Raw genomic sequence first — 18,379 nt, 5'->3', positions numbered from 1 at the left:
CCCGAGAGGGAAGTCACTCTTTTCAAAATTATTTTATTGAAGGCTTAAACCTCGATCTCGATTAATTTACTACCTGCCGCAACGGTTGATCCCTCTTTTGTCAAGATTCGTTTAACCTTACCGGCGTAATCCGTGGCAATACTGTTTTCCATTTTCATGGCTTCGAGTATGAGTACATTTTGTCCTTTCGTTACTATATCTCCCGGTTTTACCAGAATTTTGAAAATACTTCCTGGCATGGGAGCTTCAACCACTTTCCCTGTAATCGGTTCTTCTTTTTTCTGCTCGACTACGGTTTGGGCCTCTTCTTGCTTATGCGTAGCCATGTAACGAGCTTCTTTTTGTTTGGTCAGGAATGTTTTGGCTACGGCCGGGAAGAGCTCGAGCAAAAGTACTTCTTTTTCGTTTTCTGCTAATTTGACACCTCCGAACTCCGTTAACACGGGATTCTCTTGCATTTGGTATTTTGAGGTATCATACGGCGTTTCTTCTCGCGTTCCGGCAATTTTCAGCCGGAATTCCGGATCAACGGGAACCGGAGTTTTTCCATATTCCCCCTTAACAAGAGCGACGAATTGATTGGAAACATTAGAATACATGGGTTTGCCGTGTTTGATATCCAAAGCACAGTTTACAGCTTGTGCCCCGACAATTTGGCTCGTGGGGGTAACCAAAGGAGGAAGACCGGCAGCTAAGCGCACCGTCGGGATCAACTTCATGGCATCTTCCAATATATCCATGGCATTTAATTGTTTCAATTGAGCAACCATATTGGTGTACATACCTCCGGGGACCTCTGCTTTCTTAACCAATTCGTTCGGTTTCGGAAAATTGAAATAGGCCTCAATGGCATGACAAGCATTTAACAATGCCTCTTCGTCATTGCGTTTTGCAGCTTCAATGGCCTTATCAAACTCTTTATCCACTTCCGCGGGTAATTTGTCCGTGAGCGGATTGAACGGATTCGGGAATTGCTTAACGGCATCAAAAGCTTCCAGTTCCTTACGAATCGTATAAAGTTCTTTATTGATTTTGGCTACGGCCTCCATGTTTACATCCATTTCAATACCTAATTTTTGGCAGAAGATGTAAATCAATTCGATAGCCGGAGCGGCAGGACCTCCCGCGAAGTTCCATATATTGGTATCTACAATATCGACTCCTTTGATGATAGCCATTAATACGGCTCCTAAACCATATCCGGGAGTACAATGAGTATGGAAATCTACGGGAATTTTCAGATTTTGTTTAAACAATGGAATCAATTCTGCAATCCGGGCCGGGTTGATCAAACCACTCATATCTTTGATGGTGATCATATCTGCCCCGAGAGCTTCCATCTCTTTGGCTTTGTTAAAAAAATAAGTGTTGGTGAATACCGGTTCCGGATTTTTCTTCCCTTTTAATTTATCCATTAAACTAAGTTTCGGATATTTCGGATCGATAGTGTAACAAACAGCACAGTCGGCGATACCACCGTATTTCTTTACGTATTTGATGGTTGATTTTACATTATTGACGTCATTCAATGCATCAAATATACGCATGATTCCAAGCCCTGATTCGATAGCATCTTTACAGAAACCTTCGATAATTTCATCCGTATATGGAGCATAACCGAAAAGATTACGGCCTCTGGATAAGGCGGTCAATTTTGAAACATCTCCGATACCGGCTTTGATTTTTTCCAAACGGTCCCAAGGATTTTCATTCAAATAACGCATTACAGAGTCGGGAACGGCACCCCCCCAAACTTCCATTGCATAGAAGTTTGCATCTTTGTAATAAGGTAATACCCGGTCTACCTGCTCTTGTTTCATTCGTGTCGCAAAAGCAGATTGTTGACCATCTCTAAGAGTTAAATCTCTGATTAGTAATTTTTGTGCCATGTTTTATAAGAATTAATTGTTATGTGTTGTATTTTTCTATTTCACAAATATATCTAAAGTTATTTTTTTATCCTAATAATTTTCAATGAAATCAAGGAGAAATAATAACAATTTCTTTGTTAATTCAGAAAAATAGTTTTAATTTGTAACATGTGGGGGAAGTTGCTTATGTATCGTATTGTATGTGCGTGCAAATGAGAAAATTAGGGTTTATTTTTTAATCATAAATGAATTGTAATGGAAAAAATTGCCGTATTTCCAGGCTCGTTCGATCCTTTTACCGTGGGACACGAGGAGATTGTAAAAAGAGGATTGAAGATATTTGATCGTATTATTGTGGCTGTCGGTATCAATGCTGTTAAGAGAGAATTTTTGGATATAGATACTCGTATTGCTATTATACAGAAAGTATTTAAGGATATAGAACGGGTTCAGGTGGAAAGTTATTCCGGTTTGACAGTTGATTATTGTAACCGGATAGAAGCCGGTTTTATTATTCGAGGCTTGAGAACAGCAGCTGATTTCGAATATGAAAGGGCTGTCGGACAGATCAATAAGGCAATGGACTCTTCCGTTGAGACTGTATTCTTGTTAACCTCCCCGGAACATACCTTTATCAGTTCGACCATTGTGCGGGATATCATCATGAACGGAGGGGATGCTACCAAATTTTTACCCACGAATATTTCGACTGAGGATCTGATTTGTTTTCAGTAGATATCTTGCGACAAAACAGAAGAATAGTGGTCATAGTTCCTTTTGTAGTTTTGATTTGAAACTTTAAATGATAAAATAGAATGATAGAGGCTCCGGAAGCTTTGTGTTTAGCCGAACAATTAAACCGAACGATCAAAGGAAAGCGAGTTACGGATGTAATCGTGAAAAATACACCGCATCGGTTTACTTTTTTTTATGGAGATACGGATGAATATGAAAAGCGTTTGTCCGGTAAAATCTTGAAAAGGGCATGTGCTCACGGGGGGATGGTTGAAATAGATGCTGAAGAAGTTCGTTTGGTATATACGGATGGCGTAAATCTCCGTTATTATGGGCCGGAAGAGAAACTTCCTGCTAAACATCAGTTGTTGGTTGGTTTTGAAGATCAGAGTTGTCTTGTTGCTTCTGTCCGGATGTACGGTGGAATCTGGTGTTTTCCGACCGGAGATTTTGAGGGTTCTTTAAAACCTTATTACGAGAGCGCAAAATATAAACCTCAAGTAATGACGGATGCTTTCGATATATCTTATTTTATGGGGTTGTTTAAAGGGAAAGAGCAGGAAAAAAAGAGTATTAAAGCTTTTTTGGCAACCGAGCAGATGATTCCCGGCTTGGGAAACGGGGTATTGCAGGATATCCTGTATCACGCAAGGATCCATCCGAGAAGTAAGGTCTCTTCTTTATCTTTTGGGCAAAAAGAGAGATTGTTTGATGCGATTAAGTTGGTATTGAGAGAGATGTATTGTTTGGGGGGTAGAAATACCGAAACCGATTTATTCGGAAAACCGGGAGGGTATATTCCCCATTTATCGAAAGCGACGCTGGGAAGTCGTTGTTTGTCTTGTGGAGAGATGATATTGAAAGAAAATTATATGGGAGGTAGTATATATTATTGTCCCGGTTGTCAAAAATACGAATAAAAAAAGCTGCTTCAAAAGCAGCTTTTTTTATTCGTATTTCGATCATTACCAAGCGAACATCGGTCTGTCGCTCATCATGGCGTTTACCTCTTTTCTTACTTGTGCAATTACGTCGGCATTATCGACATTGCTTAATACCCGGTCGATCATGTCTACGATGATTGGCATGTGCTCTTCTTTCAAACCACGAGTTGTGATGGCAGGAGTACCTACCCGCAAACCGGAAGTGGAGAACGGAGTACGCGTATCGAACGGTACCATATTTTTGTTGATAGTGATGTCTGCCAATACCAATGTATTTTCGGCCTTTTTACCGGTTAAATCCGGGAATTTGGTTCTCAGGTCAATTAGCATGGAGTGATTGTCTGTACCTCCGGAGATAACTTTGTACCCTTTGTCCATGAAAGCTTTTGCCATGGCTTTGGAGTTGGCTAACATTTGTTTGGCATAGTTGGTATACTCTTTGGATAATGCTTCTCCGAAAGCAACGGCTTTAGCGGCAATTACGTGTTCAAGCGGTCCTCCTTGTTGTCCCGGGAATACGGCAAAATTGATTACCTGTGACATCATTTTGATTTCTCCCTTAGGCGTTTTCAATCCCCATGGATTTGGGAAATCTTTAGGAAGAAGGATCATACCGCCGCGGGGACCGCGAAGTGTTTTATGGGTCGTGGTGGTCACGATATGACAATAATCCATCGGGTTGTTCAACAATCCTTTGGCGATCAGACCGGCCGGATGAGACATATCACACATTAAGAGGGCACCTACTTTATCAGCAATCTCCCGCATGCGTTTGTAATCCCAGTCCCGGGAATAAGCGGATGCTCCGGATACGATCATTTTAGGCTTGTGTTCGATGGCTAATTGTTCCATTTCATCGTAATCCACCATACCGGTTTCCTCTTTCACGTGGTAAGCTACCGGATGGTAGTTGATTCCGGAAAGATTCACAGGTGAGCCATGAGAAAGGTGACCTCCGTGTGCCAGGTCTAATCCTAAGAACGTATCTCCCGGTTTCATGCAGGCGAAGAACACGGCCGCGTTGGCTTGTGCTCCCGAGTGCGGTTGTACGTTGGCGAATTCGGCACCAAATAATTGGCATGCGCGATCAATAGCTAACTGTTCTGTCTGGTCAACAATTTGGCACCCTCCGTAATAACGAGCTCCGGGATAACCTTCGGCATATTTGTTGGTTAAACAGGAACCCATTGCTTGCATTACTTGCTCACTTACGAAGTTCTCAGAGGCTATTAATTCCAACCCCTGTTTTTGACGTTGACACTCCTTATCAATAAGGTCAAAAATTTGCGTATCTCTTTTCATTATTTAGATTTTTAATATATAGACGTTCTAAAATCTTTGCCAAAATTATATTAATACTCGTTGTAAACAAAGTATTTCAAGTTTTTTTTTAATCCTAAAAACCCTTTCTCCTGTAGATTCGTAAGGAATAAGAAAGTTGAAATATAAAAAGAAAATGATGAAGAGAGAAGAAAAAGAATTGTCCGACGGAGCTTCTTCTGAAGAAGTATACGAATTAACGAAAACAGGGCAGAATCGTGGGGCGGATATACGTGGAGGAAGTCGGGAATTGAAAAGGCCTGCTTTTCTAACAGTACTTTGTATTTTGACCTTTATCGGAAGCGGATTTACTCTTTTAATCAGCTTCGCGAGCCTGTTGATGTCCGGTTATATAGAACAATTGTTTTGGATGAACGGGATGGTTCCTCGGGAGTATCTTTCCGGACAAACTGTAATGATGGCTTCTTTTATTTCTCTCGTGTTAAGCGGAGCTTCTCTTTACGGGGCGTATCGGATGTGGCGATTGGATAAATTCGGTTTTTTTGTTTACACGACAGTACAATTTGTATCTGTATTTCTTATTTATAATGTATTAGGTTTATTGGTGAATGCCGCTTTTGTTTTGATGTATTATGCAAATTATAAATATATGGTAAAATAATTCTAATATTTTGTATATTTGATTTCAAATTTAATTTTGAATACTATGGAAAATCCTTTTGAATCGAGTAAACCGAAACGTTCTACTTTTTTACTGGTACTTTGTATCCTGACTTTTATCGGAAGCGGTTGGGGTATTTTGAGTAATTTGATAGGGCTATTTACAGCAGAACTTCAGAATTCTACTGTAGAAATGCAGCAGTTGTATCAAAGTGCCGGAAGTTCGGATTCCGGCTTTTTAAAAGCATGGATGAATTCGAGCATGGATCTTATGCAGGTGACGGACATGCATGCGACTGCCATCAATCTATCAGGTTTATTTTTGTCTTTATTTAGTTTGATAGGGGCTATTTTTATGTTTAATTTGAAGCGGGTCGGATTTTATATTTATACGGCGGCTCAGATTTTAGCCCTGTTTGTACTTCCTTATTATGCCGGGTTTTCGATGCTTGTTTGGGTCTCTTTCGTTACTTCCGGTTTTTTTACCTTACTCTTTATCATCCTTTATGCGGTCAATTACAAACAATTGAAATAAACGCAATAATTGATAATGAAAAAAGCCCTTGGAAACAAGGGCTTTTTTATGGCTTTATCCTCCGAAATTGTCGTACATGACATTTTCATCGGGAACACCTAAGTCATATAACATTTTGGTGACGGCCTGAATCATCATAGGAGGTCCGCACAAATAGTATTCGATATCCTCCGGATTCTCATGATTTTTGAGGTATTGCTCGTAGATTACCTGGTGTACGAATCCCGGCTTGTAAGCAACTCCTGCCGCATCAGCTTCCGGATCCGGTTTGTCGAGAGCCAAGGTCCAATGGAAGTTCGGGTTTTCTTCCTGTATCTTGTTGAATTGATCCACGTAAGGAGCTTCCTGTAAAGCACGGGCACCATACCAAAAGGTTACTTTCCGTTTCGTATGCATGGTTTTAAATAAATTGAAGATGTGTGAACGCATCGGGGCCATACCGGCACCTCCACCGATAAACATCATCTCGTTATTGGTATCCCGCAGGAAGAATTCTCCGTAAGGTCCGGAAATGGTCACTTTATCGCCCGGTTTACGAGTGAAGATATAAGATGAGCATATACCCGGGTTTACATGGGCAAACCCACCGATTGCCTTATCGAATGGGGGAGTGGCGATACGGATATTCAACATGATAATGTTCCCTTCAGCCGGGTGGTTGGCCATGGAGTAGGCTCTGTAAGTGGCTTCCGGATTGTGCATTTTCAGATCGAACATCTTCATGCGCTCCCAATCTGCCCGGTATTTTTCGCTTATTTCGATATCTTTGAAATCAACGTCGATAGCCGGTACATCTATTTGAATATATCCACCTGATTTGAATTTTAACGTTTCTCCTTCCGGTAACTTCACCACGAACTCTTTCAGGAAGGTTGAAATGTTGTTATTGGAAACGACCTCGCATTCCCATTTTTTGATTCCCAATACGGACTCGGGAATTTTCATTTCGATATTTTCTTTTACTTTAACCTGACATGCCAAGCGCCAGTTGTCGTGTTGCTGTTTATAAGAGAAAAAGCCTGTTTCCGTGGGAAGAATAGAACCTGCTCCTGATTCTACTTGGCAACGGCACATTCCGCAAGAACCTTTTCCTCCGCAAGCCGAAGGAAGAAATATTTTATTATTTCCGAGAGTAGCCAATAAGGTCGAACCCGGATCCGTTGTTATCTCTTTTTCGCCTTGGTTAATGCTGACCTTCACTTCTCCCTTGGGAGTTAGTTTTGCCTTGGCAAACAGGAGCATACCCACGAGAATGAGTGTTACGATAAGGAACACGATTACTCCTGCCGTGACGATAGCTGTATTTATTACTAATAATGTCATCTTACTAATTTTAGATTTACTGATGAAGTGATTCCGTGATTTTTGATTCTGTGATTATAATCTCCGAATCGGCAATCTCTAAATCACTGAATTGTTTTACAGATTGATACCCAAGAAACTCATAAATGAAATAGCCATTAATCCCGTCACGATAAACGTGATGCCGATACCTCGCAAGGGAGCGGGGATATTCGAGTATTTTAGTTTTTCACGGATAGCGGCGATTCCCACGATAGCGAGCAGCCAGCCGATACCGGAACCCAGTCCGAATGCGGTGGCTTCCGCCACGTTGGCATAGCCTCTTTCCTGCATAAATAACGATGCACCCATGATAGCACAGTTAACGGCAATCAACGGTAAGAATATTCCCAATTGATTGTATAAAGCCGGTGCGAATTTTTCAACGACCATCTCTACTAATTGTACCATAGCGGCAATGACAGCGATAAACATGATAAAACTCAAGAAGCTGAGATCGATGCTGGCTGCACTCTCCCCTAATAGCCAGGTTAATGCTCCGGCTTTTAGCACATAGTTATCCAGCAAATAGTTTACCGGAACGGTAATCAGTAACACGAAAACGACAGCTATACCCAAACCGAAAGAAGTCTTAACGGTTTTCGACACGGCCAGATAAGAACACATACCCAAGAAGTACGCGAATATCATGTTGTCGATGAATATAGAGCGAATGAATATATTTAAAAGGTTTTCCATATCTTCATTTTATCTTTTGGTTAACTACTTCTGTTCGATTAAATCTTTGTTTCTGGAACGATGGATCCATATAATAATACCCACGATGATCAAAGCCATCGGAGGAAGGATCATCAAACCGTTATTCATGTATCCCATATCGTAAAATGCCTGCGGTACAATTTTCACACCGAAAAGCGTTCCGGAACCGAGTAATTCCCGGAAAAAGGCCACGATAACCAGAATGATACCGTATCCCAAGCCATTGCCGATACCGTCGAGCAGGGAAGGCCAGGGCTTATTTCCTAATGCGAATGCTTCAATCCGCCCCATGATGATACAGTTTGTAATAATTAAACCGACAAATACGGATAATTGTTTACTTACATCATAAGCATAGGCTTTTAATATTTGATCCACAATGATTACTAAAGCTGCGACCACAACCAACTGCACGATAATACGAATACGGGTCGGAATGGTATTTCTCAACAGCGAAAGAATCACGTTAGAGAAGGCGGTCACGGCAGTTACAGATAGTGCCATAACAATGGCCGGTTCTAATTTTGCCGTAACAGCAAGAGCAGAACATATACCCAAAACCTGTACGAGGATCGGGTTATTCTTACTCAACGGACCTAACAATAATTGCAGGTTCTTGGCTGAAAATAATGCTTCTTTTTCGCTCATCAGAATTATTTTTTTAAGAATGGTTCGTAACAGGTTAAGTAATTTTTAAGCATGCTCTCGACTCCTTTGGAGGTAATGGTTCCTCCGGAGATGGCATCCACTTCATGCGGGCCGGTAGCTCCGCCGCCTTTTTTCACGAGTATGGAGACCAGATTACCGTTATTAAAAATCGTTTTTCCGTCAAATTGGCGCCGGAAGCGATCTTGGGTGATTTCTGCTCCAAGACCGGGAGTTTCACCTTTGTGGTCAAAAACAGTTCCGTAAACGGTATTTTTGTCTGCATTTAGAGAAATATACCCCCAAATAGGTCCCCATAGTCCGGTACCTTGCAACGGTAAGATATATTTGGTTACACCATCGATATTGGCCACGTAAACCGGAAGCTGCCTCTCCTCACACGATTTTTTCACTTCCTTGCTAAGATCTACCGTAAAGGCGTTTCCCGCTACTTCTTCACCTTTCGAATTGACGATAAATTGTCTGGTAATGTATTTATCGAACAATTCTTTGGAATTTTCCGGGGTAGAAGTAATATTTACGGAACGTAATATGTTCTGTCTCTTTTCATTCTCTATATTTTCATTTTGAGTAGGTTGTAACCATAGAGCTATCACGGACAGCAGAACGGCAACAATAACAACCAGTATAATGGAATATATAAAGGTGTATGTATTTCCTTGTTTATTCATCTCTCTTTGATTTAGAATTAGATCAATCTACCATGACTTTTGCCCTTTTCAATCGGCGTTTAATGTTGCCTTGTACAACAAACCAGTCGATAAGCGGAGCGAACGTGTTCATTAACAAAATGGCTAACATCATTCCTTCCGGATATCCGGGATTCAAGGTTCTGATAAGGATCGCCATTACTCCGAGAATAAATCCGTAAATCCATTTTCCTTTTTCGGTTTGAGCTGAAGTTACCGGATCTGTAGCCATGAATACGGCACCGAAGGCAAAACCACCCATTACCAAATGATCAATTGCGTCTATGGCTGCATACGGGTTTGTTGCAGGTAAAGTTAGGTTTAACAGGTAAGCCATACAGAATCCCCCGATAAAGGTGGATAACATGATTTTCCAGCTTCCTATTCCTGTTGCGATCAACAGAATGGCGCCGAGTAAGATGCAGAAAGTCGAGGTCTCTCCGACAGATCCGGGAATCAATCCCCAGAACATGGTACTGAAGTCGGCTGTCATAGGGATACCCTGTGCTGCTTGGGCCAATGGTGTCGCCTGTGAAAAACCGTCAGGCATTCCTGCAATCCATACTTTATCACCGGAAATCATAGAAGGATAGGAGAAAAAGAAGAAAGCCCGGGCCAATAGAGCCGGATTCCAAATGTTCATACCGGTTCCTCCGAATATCTCTTTTCCTATGATGACGGCAAAAGCCGTAGATACGGCAATCATCCATAGCGGAGCATTTACCGGCATGATTAACGGAATTAACAGACCGGACACAAGGAACCCTTCGTTGATTTCATGCCCTCTGATTTGTGCTACTGCGAATTCTATACCCAATCCGACCACGTAAGAGACAATAATCATGGGAAGAACTCTCCATAAGCCGTAGAAAAACAGTTCAAAAAATCCGGTTTCTGCTAATGAACCAACAGCTTTAAAGTGTTGATAACCTACATTATAAATGCCGAATAATAAAGCCGGAATCAGGGCCATGACCACAATAATCATGGTTCTTTTTAAATCAACGGCATCCCTGATATTGCTACCTGAAGTGGTTGTGCGATTAGGCACAAAAAGAAAAGACTCGAAACCCGTGAAAACGGAATGCAGCTTGTGTAGCTTGCCTCCTTCCTCGAATTTAGGCTTTTGCTTATCTAAATAATTTCGTAAAAAGTTCATTTTCTATTGTTTTGAATTTATGATTTATGATTTCCAGAATCTAAAATCTAAATCGTCAATTAACTCAGTTCTTTCATCATCAGTTCGATACCTTGTTCCACGATTTGTTGTACCGGAGTTTTAGACGTACAAACAAATTCACAAAGAGCCAGGTCTTCTGGTGCAATTTCATACATACCCAATTGTTCCATCTTATCCAAATCTTCGGCTAAAACAGCTTTTAGCAGGTAGACCGGCAAGATGTCCATTGGTAATACCTTCTCGTATTGCCCGGTGACAACAAAAGCTCTCCCTTCCCCGTGGTAATTTGCGTTCAACGTGTACTTCTTGTTTGGAAACAAGAAAGAGGGAAAGGTTTTGGACATGGAGAATTTGTTGAATCCGGGGGTAGCCCAGCCTAAGAATTCATATTCGTCCCCTTCCGGAATAACGGTTACCATATGATTATAGTATCCTAAAAATGATTCCGGACTTACTTTATATCCCGTGAGGACATTACCGGAAATGATTCGTTGATGTACCCGGTTTTTTAATTTGTTCTTTACGATGCAACCGATGTTTGCTCCGAGTATTGTTTTATAGTATGCCGGCTTTTCCACTTCAGAACCTACTAAAGCTATAATTTTACGGGCATCGAAATGACCTGTTAGAAATAACCGGCCTATGATAGCTACATCCATGATGTTGACAACCCATACGATATCTCCTTTGTTGATCGGATCTAAATGATGGATTTGTACGCCTACGTTTCCTGCAGGATGAGGACCGCTAAAATAGTTGATCTCGACGTTTTTCAGTTTCGTGAGGATAGAATCGGAAGGAGTTCCTTCGCGGAGGTTGAGATTGACCTCCTTATTGCAAAGCTTTCTCAGACAATCGATACCGGTCTGTAGCGCTTCTTTTTCCCCCTGTAAGGTGATCTCATAATCAGGAGCTAATGGGGCCGAATCAAAGCCGGAGACAAAAATGGCTTTCGGTGTGCTTTCCGGATTTGCAATTACGTCGTAAGGACGTTGTTTGATCATAGGCCATATACCACTTTCAAGCAATTTGGAAATAATTTCCTCCCGGTTTAATTTGTTCACATCCGCCTTGCCAAAATCCTTGTAACTGATTTCGGCATCCGCTTTTATGACAATCTCTAATAATTTTCTCCTTTCTCCTCTGTTTACAGTATCCACGATACCGCTAACCGGAGCCGTAAACTGGACTTCAGGTCTGTATTTATCCGAGAATAATACGTCACCTGCTTTTACTTCATTGCCTGCTTTTACCATTAGTTTGGGAGTAAGCGCTCGGAAATCAGTAGGCTTTACCGCGTATAGATTACATCCTTCCACGGGAATCACCGTTTTTTCCGCTTCTCCGTTTAACTTGATATCAAGGCCTTTTTTCAGTTTTATTACCTTGGACATTGTTCTTTTATATTTTTGATATGTAGATAATTATTTATTAATCTATCGTTAAACAAACGTTTTCAAAATACCTGCAAATATATAACCTATTATTGAATTTTATCCGTAATTGTCTCGTTAATTCTTGCAATGATTTACTTTTTTTTCGAGAGCTTTTTTTCGTCGTTTTTATGAAACGAACCTTTAAATGTATTGTTGGCCGTTTTGGCATATTATTTGTATGAATATAAAAACTAATCAAAGGTTAATTAAGTATCCAAACAATAGAGAAATGAAAATATGAAACAAATCTTGTTTTTTTGTCTGGTAGTATTGGGGAGTGTTTCGTGTAAATCGGCCAAAGAGAATTTACCATTAACGGGAGTGAATTGGATTGCCGAAAGTTTAAACGGTAAAGAGGTAAAATTGAAAGATAGCGACCAACAGGTCAGTATCACTTTTGAGAAGGCGGGGAAAAAGGTTGCGGGGCAAGCTGGATGTAACCGTTTTTTCGGAACCTACACTACGGAGGAAGATAAATTGACCTTCAGCCAGATGGGAGCGACAAAGATGGCTTGTCCGAATATGGATATCGAAGTAACCTTTTTTAAAATACTGGACGAAACAAATCGTTTTGTGATTAAAAATGACAAGTTAAGTCTGAAAAACGACGGAAATGTAATTGCTGTTTTTAAAGCGGAAAAAGCGGAAAAAGTAGAAAAGAAAAAGTGATTGAAACAAATATTTACAATTGATTCTTTAGTACAAGAAAAAGCATCCGGTATGTACCGGATGTTTTTTTATACGATTTCGGCAACGACAAAAGTACTTCCTCCGATGTAAATCATATCCCGGGGAGAAGCTGCTTTTTGTGCGGCTTGATATGCGGCTTCGACGGTCGGAAAAGTCTCTCCTGTCAGTCCGATGGACCGGGCTTTTTCAGCTAAGATATTTTCATCCATAGCCCTTGGTATGGATGCTTTACAAAAGTAATATATAGCGTTTTTAGGTAGGATATGCAAGACGCTGTCGACATCCTTGTCGTTGACCATACCAATGACAAAATGCAATTTTTCGTATTTGCAAGCATTTATTTGGGTTACCACTTCGGTCAACCCGTCTATATTATGTCCGGTGTCACATACCGTATACGGATGTTCTTTTAATTCCTGCCAGCGTCCCAATAAGCCGGTATTTTGTATCGTGTGGGCAATTCCCTCGTGAATGGAACGATCCGGGAGGGATAATCCTTGTTCTTTTAGTACTAAAACGGTCTCTAAAACGGTCGGAATGTTTTTTCTTTGATAAAATCCTTTCAAATCCGGTTGGATGTTGAATACGATACCGTTCCGGCGGTAGAGAGTATAGGTATTTATGGCGTCCCGTTCGATCTTCCAGTTATCGGAAGCAAATTCGATCGGCGAGAGACATTCGTCAGCTTTATTCCTGAAAACAAAATCCGTTGCGGCGTCCCGGGTGCCGATGATTACCGGAATTTGAGGTTTTATAACGCCGGCTTTCTCATGGGCTATTTTCTCGAGCGTGTCTCCAAGAAGAGCCATGTGATCGAAAGAGATATTTGTAACGACAGAAACCAAAGGTGTAATGATATTCGTGGAATCGAGTCGTCCGCCTAAACCGACTTCTATGACGGCAATGTCTACTTTTTGGTCTGCAAAGTATTTGAATGCCATGGCAACGGTCATTTCAAAAAACGAGGGTTTTATTTCAGCAAACAGATCCTTGTTGTTCTTTACGAAATTCACGACGTATTCTTCGCTGATCATTTTTCCGTTGATTTTGATTCGCTCGCGGAAATCTTTCAAGTGTGGAGAGGTATATAATCCCGTTTTATATCCGGCTTCCTGGAGGATAGATGCCAACATATGCGAGACAGAACCTTTACCGTTCGTGCCTGCCACGTGTATGGTTTTGAATTGGCGATGAGGGGCGTCAAAATGTTGATCTAACTTTAACGTGTTATCTAAATTGGCTTTATAGGCAGCTTTTCCTTCTCTTTGGTACATCGGTAGTTGTGCAAAAAGCCATTCTAATGTTTCTTTGTAATTCATGATAAATACAAAATCTTTTTATTTGAGCGTGCAAAAGTAACAATAATCGCGGTAAGGGAGAATATGAAATCGGAAATTTAATGTGATACTATTTTTTGCTCCCTATTAAATTTTAAGAGATAGGGTTATTTACGGGAGAAGCATGATGTCTGGAATGTGGGGATAAAGGGAACGAATATGGAATGTTAAAAAAGAAATAAGATGATTTTTTGCTGATGATTCGCGAAAAGATGTACCTTTGTAGAAATTATTGAACACTTTATGAGTAGTGATAATAAAATAGTTCCAGTTCCTGTATTAAGGCGAATGCCGGCTTATCTTTCTTTTGTGAAGACTTTACAAAAACAGGGGGAAAAATATGTTTCTTCAACGCGAATTGCCGAATATATGGAGATAGATGCAACACAAGTAACCAAGGATTTGTCTCATACTGGAATATCGGGCAAGACGAGGGTAGGATACGAGGTGGATAATTTTGTCTGTATTTTAGAAGATTTCTTAGGGTTCAATAAAATCAATAACGCTTTTCTCGTCGGAGTAGGTTCTTTGGGAAGTGCATTACTTCAGGATAAAGGACTGCGTAATTTCGGATTGAATATAGAAAAAGCATTTGATGTGGATCGTTCCAAAATCGGGACCAAGATCAATGATATTGAAATTTATCATATCGATCAATTTCGCGGAATGCCTGCCGAATGTAACGTGGCTATAGGAATTATTACGGTACCTGCCGAATGTGCCCAGGGTGTGGCTGATCTGATGGTAGCATGGGGGATAAAAGCTATCTGGAATTTTACTCCGGCCCGTATAAAAGTCCCTTCTCATATTACCGTGCAGAACACAACCATTTATACCAATTTAGCCATATTGTTCAATAAACTCCATGCTCAGGAGTAATCATGTATTTTTTCTTATCAGATTCTTTTGCGGGTTGTCTTTACCGGCCTTTGGATAAGTGGAATATTTTGTATACAATTGAATGAACGTTTAAAAATAACGTATGTAGATTCTACTATTGGATGTGACTATCCGTGATTTTTTTCTATCGGTTCCGTCGTTCATTGAGACTTCGTTTAAAAAGAATTTGTCGTTTGGAGGTTAAGGATTCGGATACGGGAGAAAACGGGAGAGAGATATGAGCTTTATTTCATGTTGATTTTGTTGATAAAGATCGTTTATTGGTGGGCTTTTTCTTTTGTTATTCCGATGGTTTTTGCTACCTTTGCAAATTGTAAATTACATTAGTAGTAACTAAAAGAAAGCGTAAATGGTAAAGATTAAATTTCCTGACGGGAATGTAAAAGAGTTTGAATCCGGGATTACCGGTTTGGACATAGCGAAATCGATTAGCCCGAAGTTGGCTAAGGAGGTATTGTCAATATCCGTAAATGGTGTCACGTGGGACCTGATGCGGGGAATTACGACAGATGCCGAGATTAAGCTAAATACGTGGGATGATGAGGAAGGACGCCATGCTTTCTGGCACTCGTCTGCACATCTTATGGCAGAAGCTTTGCAAGAACTCTATCCGGGTATAAAATTCGGGATAGGACCTTCTATTGAAAACGGTTTTTACTATGATGTAGATCCGGGTGAGGGGGTGTCCATCCAGGAAAAAGATCTTGTGGCAATCGAGAAAAAGATGTTGGAGTTAGCGAGAAAGAACGAAGAATATTGCAGGATAGATGTTAGTAAGCAGGAAGCGTTGGATCATTTTTCATCTTTGGATGAAACCTATAAAGTGGAATTGATTAATGACTTGGAGGATGGTACGATCACCTATTATCGTCAGGGTGATTTTACGGATTTATGTCGTGGCCCGCATCTGCCCAATACTTCTTATATAAAAGCTATTAAGTTAACCAGTGTTGCCGGCGCTTACTGGAGAGGGAACGAACACAACAAGATGTTGACCCGCGTATACGGAATCACTTTCCCGAAACAGAAGATGTTGGAGGAGTGGGTGCAGATGATGGAGGAGGCTAAGTTACGGGATCACCGGAAAATAGGTAAAGAGATGGAGTTGTTTACTTTTTCTCAGGCCGTGGGTTCCGGTTTGCCCATGTGGTTGCCGAAAGGGGCGATGCTCCGGGATCGTTTGGAGGCTTTCTTGCGTAAAGTCCAGAAAAAGTATGGATACGAGCAAGTCATTACTCCGCATATCGGTAATGTAAATTTGTATAAGACTTCCGGGCATTTCCAGAAATATGGAAAAGATAGTTTTCAGGTAATCACCACTCCGCAGGAGGGAGAGGAGTTTATGCTGAAGCCGATGAACTGTCCTCATCATTGTGAGATTTATAAATTTAAACCTCGTTCTTATAAAGATCTTCCGGTTCGTTTTGCCGAATTCGGTACGGTATATCGTTACGAGCAGAGCGGGGAGTTGCACGGGTTGACGCGGGTACGCGGATTTACGCAGGACGATGCTCATTTGTTCTGTACCCCGGATCAGTTGAAAGATGAATTTAAAAAGGTAATCGATATTATTTTTATTATTTTCAAAGCTCTTGATTTTAAAGATTATACAGCACAGATCTCTTTACGGGATCCGAATAATAAAGAGAAATATATCGGAACGGATGAGAACTGGGAAAAGGCCGAGCGAGCTATTATAGAGGCTGCCGAGGAGAAAGGATTGAATACTACTGTCGAGCTGGGAGAAGCTGCTTTTTACGGTCCGAAGCTGGACTTTATGGTAAAGGATGCTATTGGCCGGAAATGGCAATTGGGAACGATTCAGGTGGATTACAATTTGCCGGAGCGTTTCGAGCTGGAGTATACCGGAGCCGATAATCAAAAACATCGTCCCGTTATGATTCATCGGGCACCTTTCGGCAGCATGGAGCGCTTCGTTGCCGTTTTGATCGAGCATACCATGGGAAAATTCCCCTTATGGCTGACTCCGGAGCAGGTTGTTATTCTTCCGATCAGTGAAAAATACAACGAATATGCTCAAAATGTTTTGAATTTGTTAAATAATTACGATATTCGCACCGTCTTAGACGATCGTAACGAAAAGATTGGTCGGAAGATACGTGATAACGAGTTGAAAAAGATCCCGTATATGTTGATTGTCGGGGAACAGGAAATGAATGACCACAGGGTTTCCGTGAGACGACAGGGAGAGGGAGATAAAGGATCTATGACGCCGGAAGAGTTTGCGACAATGATAAATAAAGAGGTAGAATCCCAGTTGGACTCTATCTATAATTACTAATAAAGGAGGATTAATTATAGCACGAACAATGGAAAGTAGGGGCTTTAGAGGTCAAAATGACAAGCCACAACACAGAATAAACGAGCAGATCAGAGCTGCCTCTGTGAGAGTCGTTGGAGAGAACGTAGAACCAGGAGTTTATCCCTTGAAAGAAGCTTTGGCGATAGCAGAGGCTGCGGGGGTCGATCTGGTAGAGATTTCTCCTAATGCGGATCCACCTGTATGTCGGGTGATTGATTACAGCAAGTTTCTGTATCAGTTAAAAAAGAAGCAGAAAGAGATCAAAGCTAAAAGTGTTAAAGTGGTAATAAAAGAGATTCGGTTCGGACCGCAAACAGATGAGCATGATTTCAACTTTAAATTAAAGCACGCCAAAGGTTTTTTGGAAGAGGGGGCGAAAGTGAGAGCATACGTGTTTTTTAAAGGACGTTCTATTTTGTTCAAGGATCAGGGATCCGATCTTTTAGAGCGTTTTATCAGCGAACTGGATGATTACGGAAAGGTAGAGTCGACTCCGAAATTGGAAGGAAAAAAGATGATTGTGGTTATTGCTCCTAAAAAATAATTTTGATCGATATTTTATGATTATATTTTTCTGAAAACAATTAAAATTAGAACAGATGCCAAAGATGAAGAGCGTAAGTAGCGCGAAAAAAAGGTTTACTTTGACCGCTACGGGGAAGATTAAGAGAAAACATGCTTTTAAGAGTCATATTTTGACGAAGAAAAGTACCAAAAGAAAGAGAAATCTTACTCATACGGCAATTGTAGCTCCCGCGAACGTAAAGGGCGTGAAAGAGATGCTTTGCATGTAAGATTATTTAAAATTAAACAGTTATTAACCAGAATGTTAAGCTTAAATAGAAGTTTCCATTGGAACGCTAACATTCAAAAAACAAAAAAGTATGCCAAGAGCTAAAAATGCCGTTGCTTCGAGAGCACGCAGGAAAAAGATTTTAAAACAGACCAGAGGAAACTTTGGAGCAAGAAAGAATGTCTGGACGGTTGCCAAAAACACGTATGAGAAAGGTTTATTATACGCGTACCGTGACAGAAAGAAGAAAAAATCAGAATTTAGAGCATTGTGGATTC

At 40.8% G+C, this 18,379-nt stretch carries 19 protein-coding genes; 10 read left to right on the top strand and 9 right to left on the bottom strand.

Annotation, left to right across the window (positions count from 1 at the left end):
* Window positions 1-44: 44 nt before the first annotated feature.
* A complete protein-coding gene (locus QZR76_RS10380; protein ID WP_294142745.1) occupies window positions 45-1,889 on the bottom strand; it encodes a biotin/lipoyl-containing protein in 1,845 nt (614 codons plus the stop codon).
* Window positions 1,890-2,126: 237 nt separating this feature from the next.
* On the opposite strand from QZR76_RS10380, the gene coaD reads away from it, so the two are divergent.
* Window positions 2,127-2,606, top strand: coding sequence for a pantetheine-phosphate adenylyltransferase (gene coaD, locus QZR76_RS10375; protein WP_294142744.1), 480 nt, complete (start codon window positions 2,127-2,129; stop codon window positions 2,604-2,606).
* 80 nt (window positions 2,607-2,686) lie between these two features.
* Window positions 2,687-3,526: an endonuclease VIII gene (locus tag QZR76_RS10370; protein ID WP_294142743.1), complete on the top strand. Its 840-nt coding sequence runs from the start codon at window positions 2,687-2,689 to the stop codon at window positions 3,524-3,526.
* Between the two features lie 45 nt (window positions 3,527-3,571).
* On the opposite strand, the gene glyA is transcribed toward QZR76_RS10370, so the two are convergent.
* A complete protein-coding gene (glyA, locus tag QZR76_RS10365) occupies window positions 3,572-4,852 on the bottom strand; it encodes a serine hydroxymethyltransferase (protein WP_294142742.1) in 1,281 nt (426 codons plus the stop codon).
* Window positions 4,853-5,006: 154 nt separating this feature from the next.
* Here glyA and QZR76_RS10360 point away from each other — a divergent pair, with 154 nt between their 5' ends.
* Both QZR76_RS10360 and QZR76_RS10355 read left to right on the top strand, forming a co-directional pair.
* Complete coding sequence (locus tag QZR76_RS10360) at window positions 5,007-5,492, top strand: hypothetical protein (RefSeq protein WP_294142741.1); 486 nt, start codon at window positions 5,007-5,009, stop codon at window positions 5,490-5,492.
* A 45-nt stretch (window positions 5,493-5,537) separates the two neighbouring features.
* A complete protein-coding gene (locus QZR76_RS10355; protein WP_294142740.1) occupies window positions 5,538-6,026 on the top strand; it encodes a hypothetical protein in 489 nt (162 codons plus the stop codon).
* 54 nt (window positions 6,027-6,080) lie between these two features.
* Here QZR76_RS10355 and nqrF read toward each other — a convergent pair whose 3' ends face one another.
* The 6 genes from nqrF to QZR76_RS10325 all read right to left on the bottom strand — a co-directional run bounded on the left by nqrF (window position 6,081) and on the right by QZR76_RS10325 (window position 12,016).
* The gene (gene nqrF / locus QZR76_RS10350) at window positions 6,081-7,349 is read right to left on the bottom strand and encodes an NADH:ubiquinone reductase (Na(+)-transporting) subunit F (protein WP_294142739.1); all 1,269 of its coding nucleotides are present in this window, start codon (window positions 7,347-7,349) and stop codon (window positions 6,081-6,083) included.
* A 96-nt stretch (window positions 7,350-7,445) separates the two neighbouring features.
* Window positions 7,446-8,066 (bottom strand): NADH:ubiquinone reductase (Na(+)-transporting) subunit E, encoded by a 621-nt coding sequence (gene nqrE, locus QZR76_RS10345; protein ID WP_294142738.1) that lies wholly within the window; start codon window positions 8,064-8,066, stop codon window positions 7,446-7,448.
* Between the two features lie 24 nt (window positions 8,067-8,090).
* Window positions 8,091-8,735, bottom strand: coding sequence for an NADH:ubiquinone reductase (Na(+)-transporting) subunit D (locus QZR76_RS10340; RefSeq protein WP_294142737.1), 645 nt, complete (start codon window positions 8,733-8,735; stop codon window positions 8,091-8,093).
* A gap of 5 nt (window positions 8,736-8,740) precedes the next feature.
* Complete coding sequence (gene nqrC / locus QZR76_RS10335; protein ID WP_294142736.1) at window positions 8,741-9,424, bottom strand: NADH:ubiquinone reductase (Na(+)-transporting) subunit C; 684 nt, start codon at window positions 9,422-9,424, stop codon at window positions 8,741-8,743.
* A gap of 22 nt (window positions 9,425-9,446) precedes the next feature.
* Window positions 9,447-10,601 carry an NADH:ubiquinone reductase (Na(+)-transporting) subunit B gene (locus QZR76_RS10330; protein WP_294142735.1) on the bottom strand — a complete coding sequence of 385 codons (1,155 nt, stop codon included), beginning with the start codon at window positions 10,599-10,601 and terminating at the stop codon, window positions 9,447-9,449.
* A 59-nt stretch (window positions 10,602-10,660) separates the two neighbouring features.
* Window positions 10,661-12,016 carry a Na(+)-translocating NADH-quinone reductase subunit A gene (locus QZR76_RS10325; protein WP_294142734.1) on the bottom strand — a complete coding sequence of 452 codons (1,356 nt, stop codon included), beginning with the start codon at window positions 12,014-12,016 and terminating at the stop codon, window positions 10,661-10,663.
* A gap of 279 nt (window positions 12,017-12,295) precedes the next feature.
* Here QZR76_RS10325 and QZR76_RS10320 point away from each other — a divergent pair, with 279 nt between their 5' ends.
* Window positions 12,296-12,727, top strand: coding sequence for an META domain-containing protein (locus tag QZR76_RS10320; RefSeq protein WP_294142733.1), 432 nt, complete (start codon window positions 12,296-12,298; stop codon window positions 12,725-12,727).
* Between the two features lie 68 nt (window positions 12,728-12,795).
* Here the strand turns inward: QZR76_RS10320 and QZR76_RS10315 are convergent, their stop codons facing one another.
* Window positions 12,796-14,067, bottom strand: a complete 1,272-nt coding sequence (locus tag QZR76_RS10315) for a folylpolyglutamate synthase/dihydrofolate synthase family protein (protein ID WP_294142732.1) — start codon at window positions 14,065-14,067, stop codon at window positions 12,796-12,798.
* 261 nt (window positions 14,068-14,328) lie between these two features.
* Here QZR76_RS10315 and QZR76_RS10310 point away from each other — a divergent pair, with 261 nt between their 5' ends.
* From QZR76_RS10310 to rplT, 5 genes are all read left to right on the top strand, one after another.
* Complete coding sequence (locus QZR76_RS10310; protein ID WP_294142731.1) at window positions 14,329-14,964, top strand: redox-sensing transcriptional repressor Rex; 636 nt, start codon at window positions 14,329-14,331, stop codon at window positions 14,962-14,964.
* Window positions 14,965-15,334: 370 nt separating this feature from the next.
* Entirely contained in the window at window positions 15,335-17,287 is a 1,953-nt protein-coding gene (thrS, locus tag QZR76_RS10305; protein ID WP_294142730.1) for a threonine--tRNA ligase, read from the top strand.
* A gap of 28 nt (window positions 17,288-17,315) precedes the next feature.
* Window positions 17,316-17,852 (top strand): translation initiation factor IF-3, encoded by a 537-nt coding sequence (gene infC / locus QZR76_RS10300; protein ID WP_294142729.1) that lies wholly within the window; start codon window positions 17,316-17,318, stop codon window positions 17,850-17,852.
* Between the two features lie 55 nt (window positions 17,853-17,907).
* Window positions 17,908-18,102 carry a 50S ribosomal protein L35 gene (gene rpmI, locus QZR76_RS10295; protein ID WP_294142728.1) on the top strand — a complete coding sequence of 65 codons (195 nt, stop codon included), beginning with the start codon at window positions 17,908-17,910 and terminating at the stop codon, window positions 18,100-18,102.
* 90 nt (window positions 18,103-18,192) lie between these two features.
* Window positions 18,193-18,379 (top strand): 50S ribosomal protein L20 (rplT, locus tag QZR76_RS10290; protein WP_294142727.1); only part of this gene is annotated, 187 nt, incomplete at its 3' end.

Origin of the sequence: uncultured Sanguibacteroides sp., from assembly GCF_900543425.1 — a bacterium.
Taxonomy (GTDB): domain Bacteria; phylum Bacteroidota; class Bacteroidia; order Bacteroidales; family Marinifilaceae; genus Gabonibacter.
Note: the sequence above shows the minus strand (reverse complement) of the source record. Positions and strands in the feature narration are given on the sequence as shown.

Bases quoted from the DNA above. Each gene is read 5' to 3' on its own strand.
- QZR76_RS10380 (WP_294142745.1), bottom strand. From the start codon at position 1,889: ATGGCACAAAAATTACTAATCAGAGATTTAACTCTTAGAGATGGTCAA.
- coaD (WP_294142744.1), top strand. From the start codon at position 2,127: ATGGAAAAAATTGCCGTATTTCCAGGCTCGTTCGATCCTTTTACCGTG.
- QZR76_RS10370 (WP_294142743.1), top strand. From the start codon at position 2,687: ATGATAGAGGCTCCGGAAGCTTTGTGTTTAGCCGAACAATTAAACCGA.
- glyA (WP_294142742.1), bottom strand. From the start codon at position 4,852: ATGAAAAGAGATACGCAAATTTTTGACCTTATTGATAAGGAGTGTCAA.
- QZR76_RS10360 (WP_294142741.1), top strand. From the start codon at position 5,007: ATGATGAAGAGAGAAGAAAAAGAATTGTCCGACGGAGCTTCTTCTGAA.
- QZR76_RS10355 (WP_294142740.1), top strand. From the start codon at position 5,538: ATGGAAAATCCTTTTGAATCGAGTAAACCGAAACGTTCTACTTTTTTA.
- nqrF (WP_294142739.1), bottom strand. From the start codon at position 7,349: ATGACATTATTAGTAATAAATACAGCTATCGTCACGGCAGGAGTAATC.
- nqrE (WP_294142738.1), bottom strand. From the start codon at position 8,066: ATGGAAAACCTTTTAAATATATTCATTCGCTCTATATTCATCGACAAC.
- QZR76_RS10340 (WP_294142737.1), bottom strand. From the start codon at position 8,735: ATGAGCGAAAAAGAAGCATTATTTTCAGCCAAGAACCTGCAATTATTG.
- nqrC (WP_294142736.1), bottom strand. From the start codon at position 9,424: ATGAATAAACAAGGAAATACATACACCTTTATATATTCCATTATACTG.
- QZR76_RS10330 (WP_294142735.1), bottom strand. From the start codon at position 10,601: ATGAACTTTTTACGAAATTATTTAGATAAGCAAAAGCCTAAATTCGAG.
- QZR76_RS10325 (WP_294142734.1), bottom strand. From the start codon at position 12,016: ATGTCCAAGGTAATAAAACTGAAAAAAGGCCTTGATATCAAGTTAAAC.
- QZR76_RS10320 (WP_294142733.1), top strand. From the start codon at position 12,296: ATGAAACAAATCTTGTTTTTTTGTCTGGTAGTATTGGGGAGTGTTTCG.
- QZR76_RS10315 (WP_294142732.1), bottom strand. From the start codon at position 14,067: ATGAATTACAAAGAAACATTAGAATGGCTTTTTGCACAACTACCGATG.
- QZR76_RS10310 (WP_294142731.1), top strand. From the start codon at position 14,329: ATGAGTAGTGATAATAAAATAGTTCCAGTTCCTGTATTAAGGCGAATG.
- thrS (WP_294142730.1), top strand. From the start codon at position 15,335: ATGGTAAAGATTAAATTTCCTGACGGGAATGTAAAAGAGTTTGAATCC.
- infC (WP_294142729.1), top strand. From the start codon at position 17,316: ATGGAAAGTAGGGGCTTTAGAGGTCAAAATGACAAGCCACAACACAGA.
- rpmI (WP_294142728.1), top strand. From the start codon at position 17,908: ATGCCAAAGATGAAGAGCGTAAGTAGCGCGAAAAAAAGGTTTACTTTG.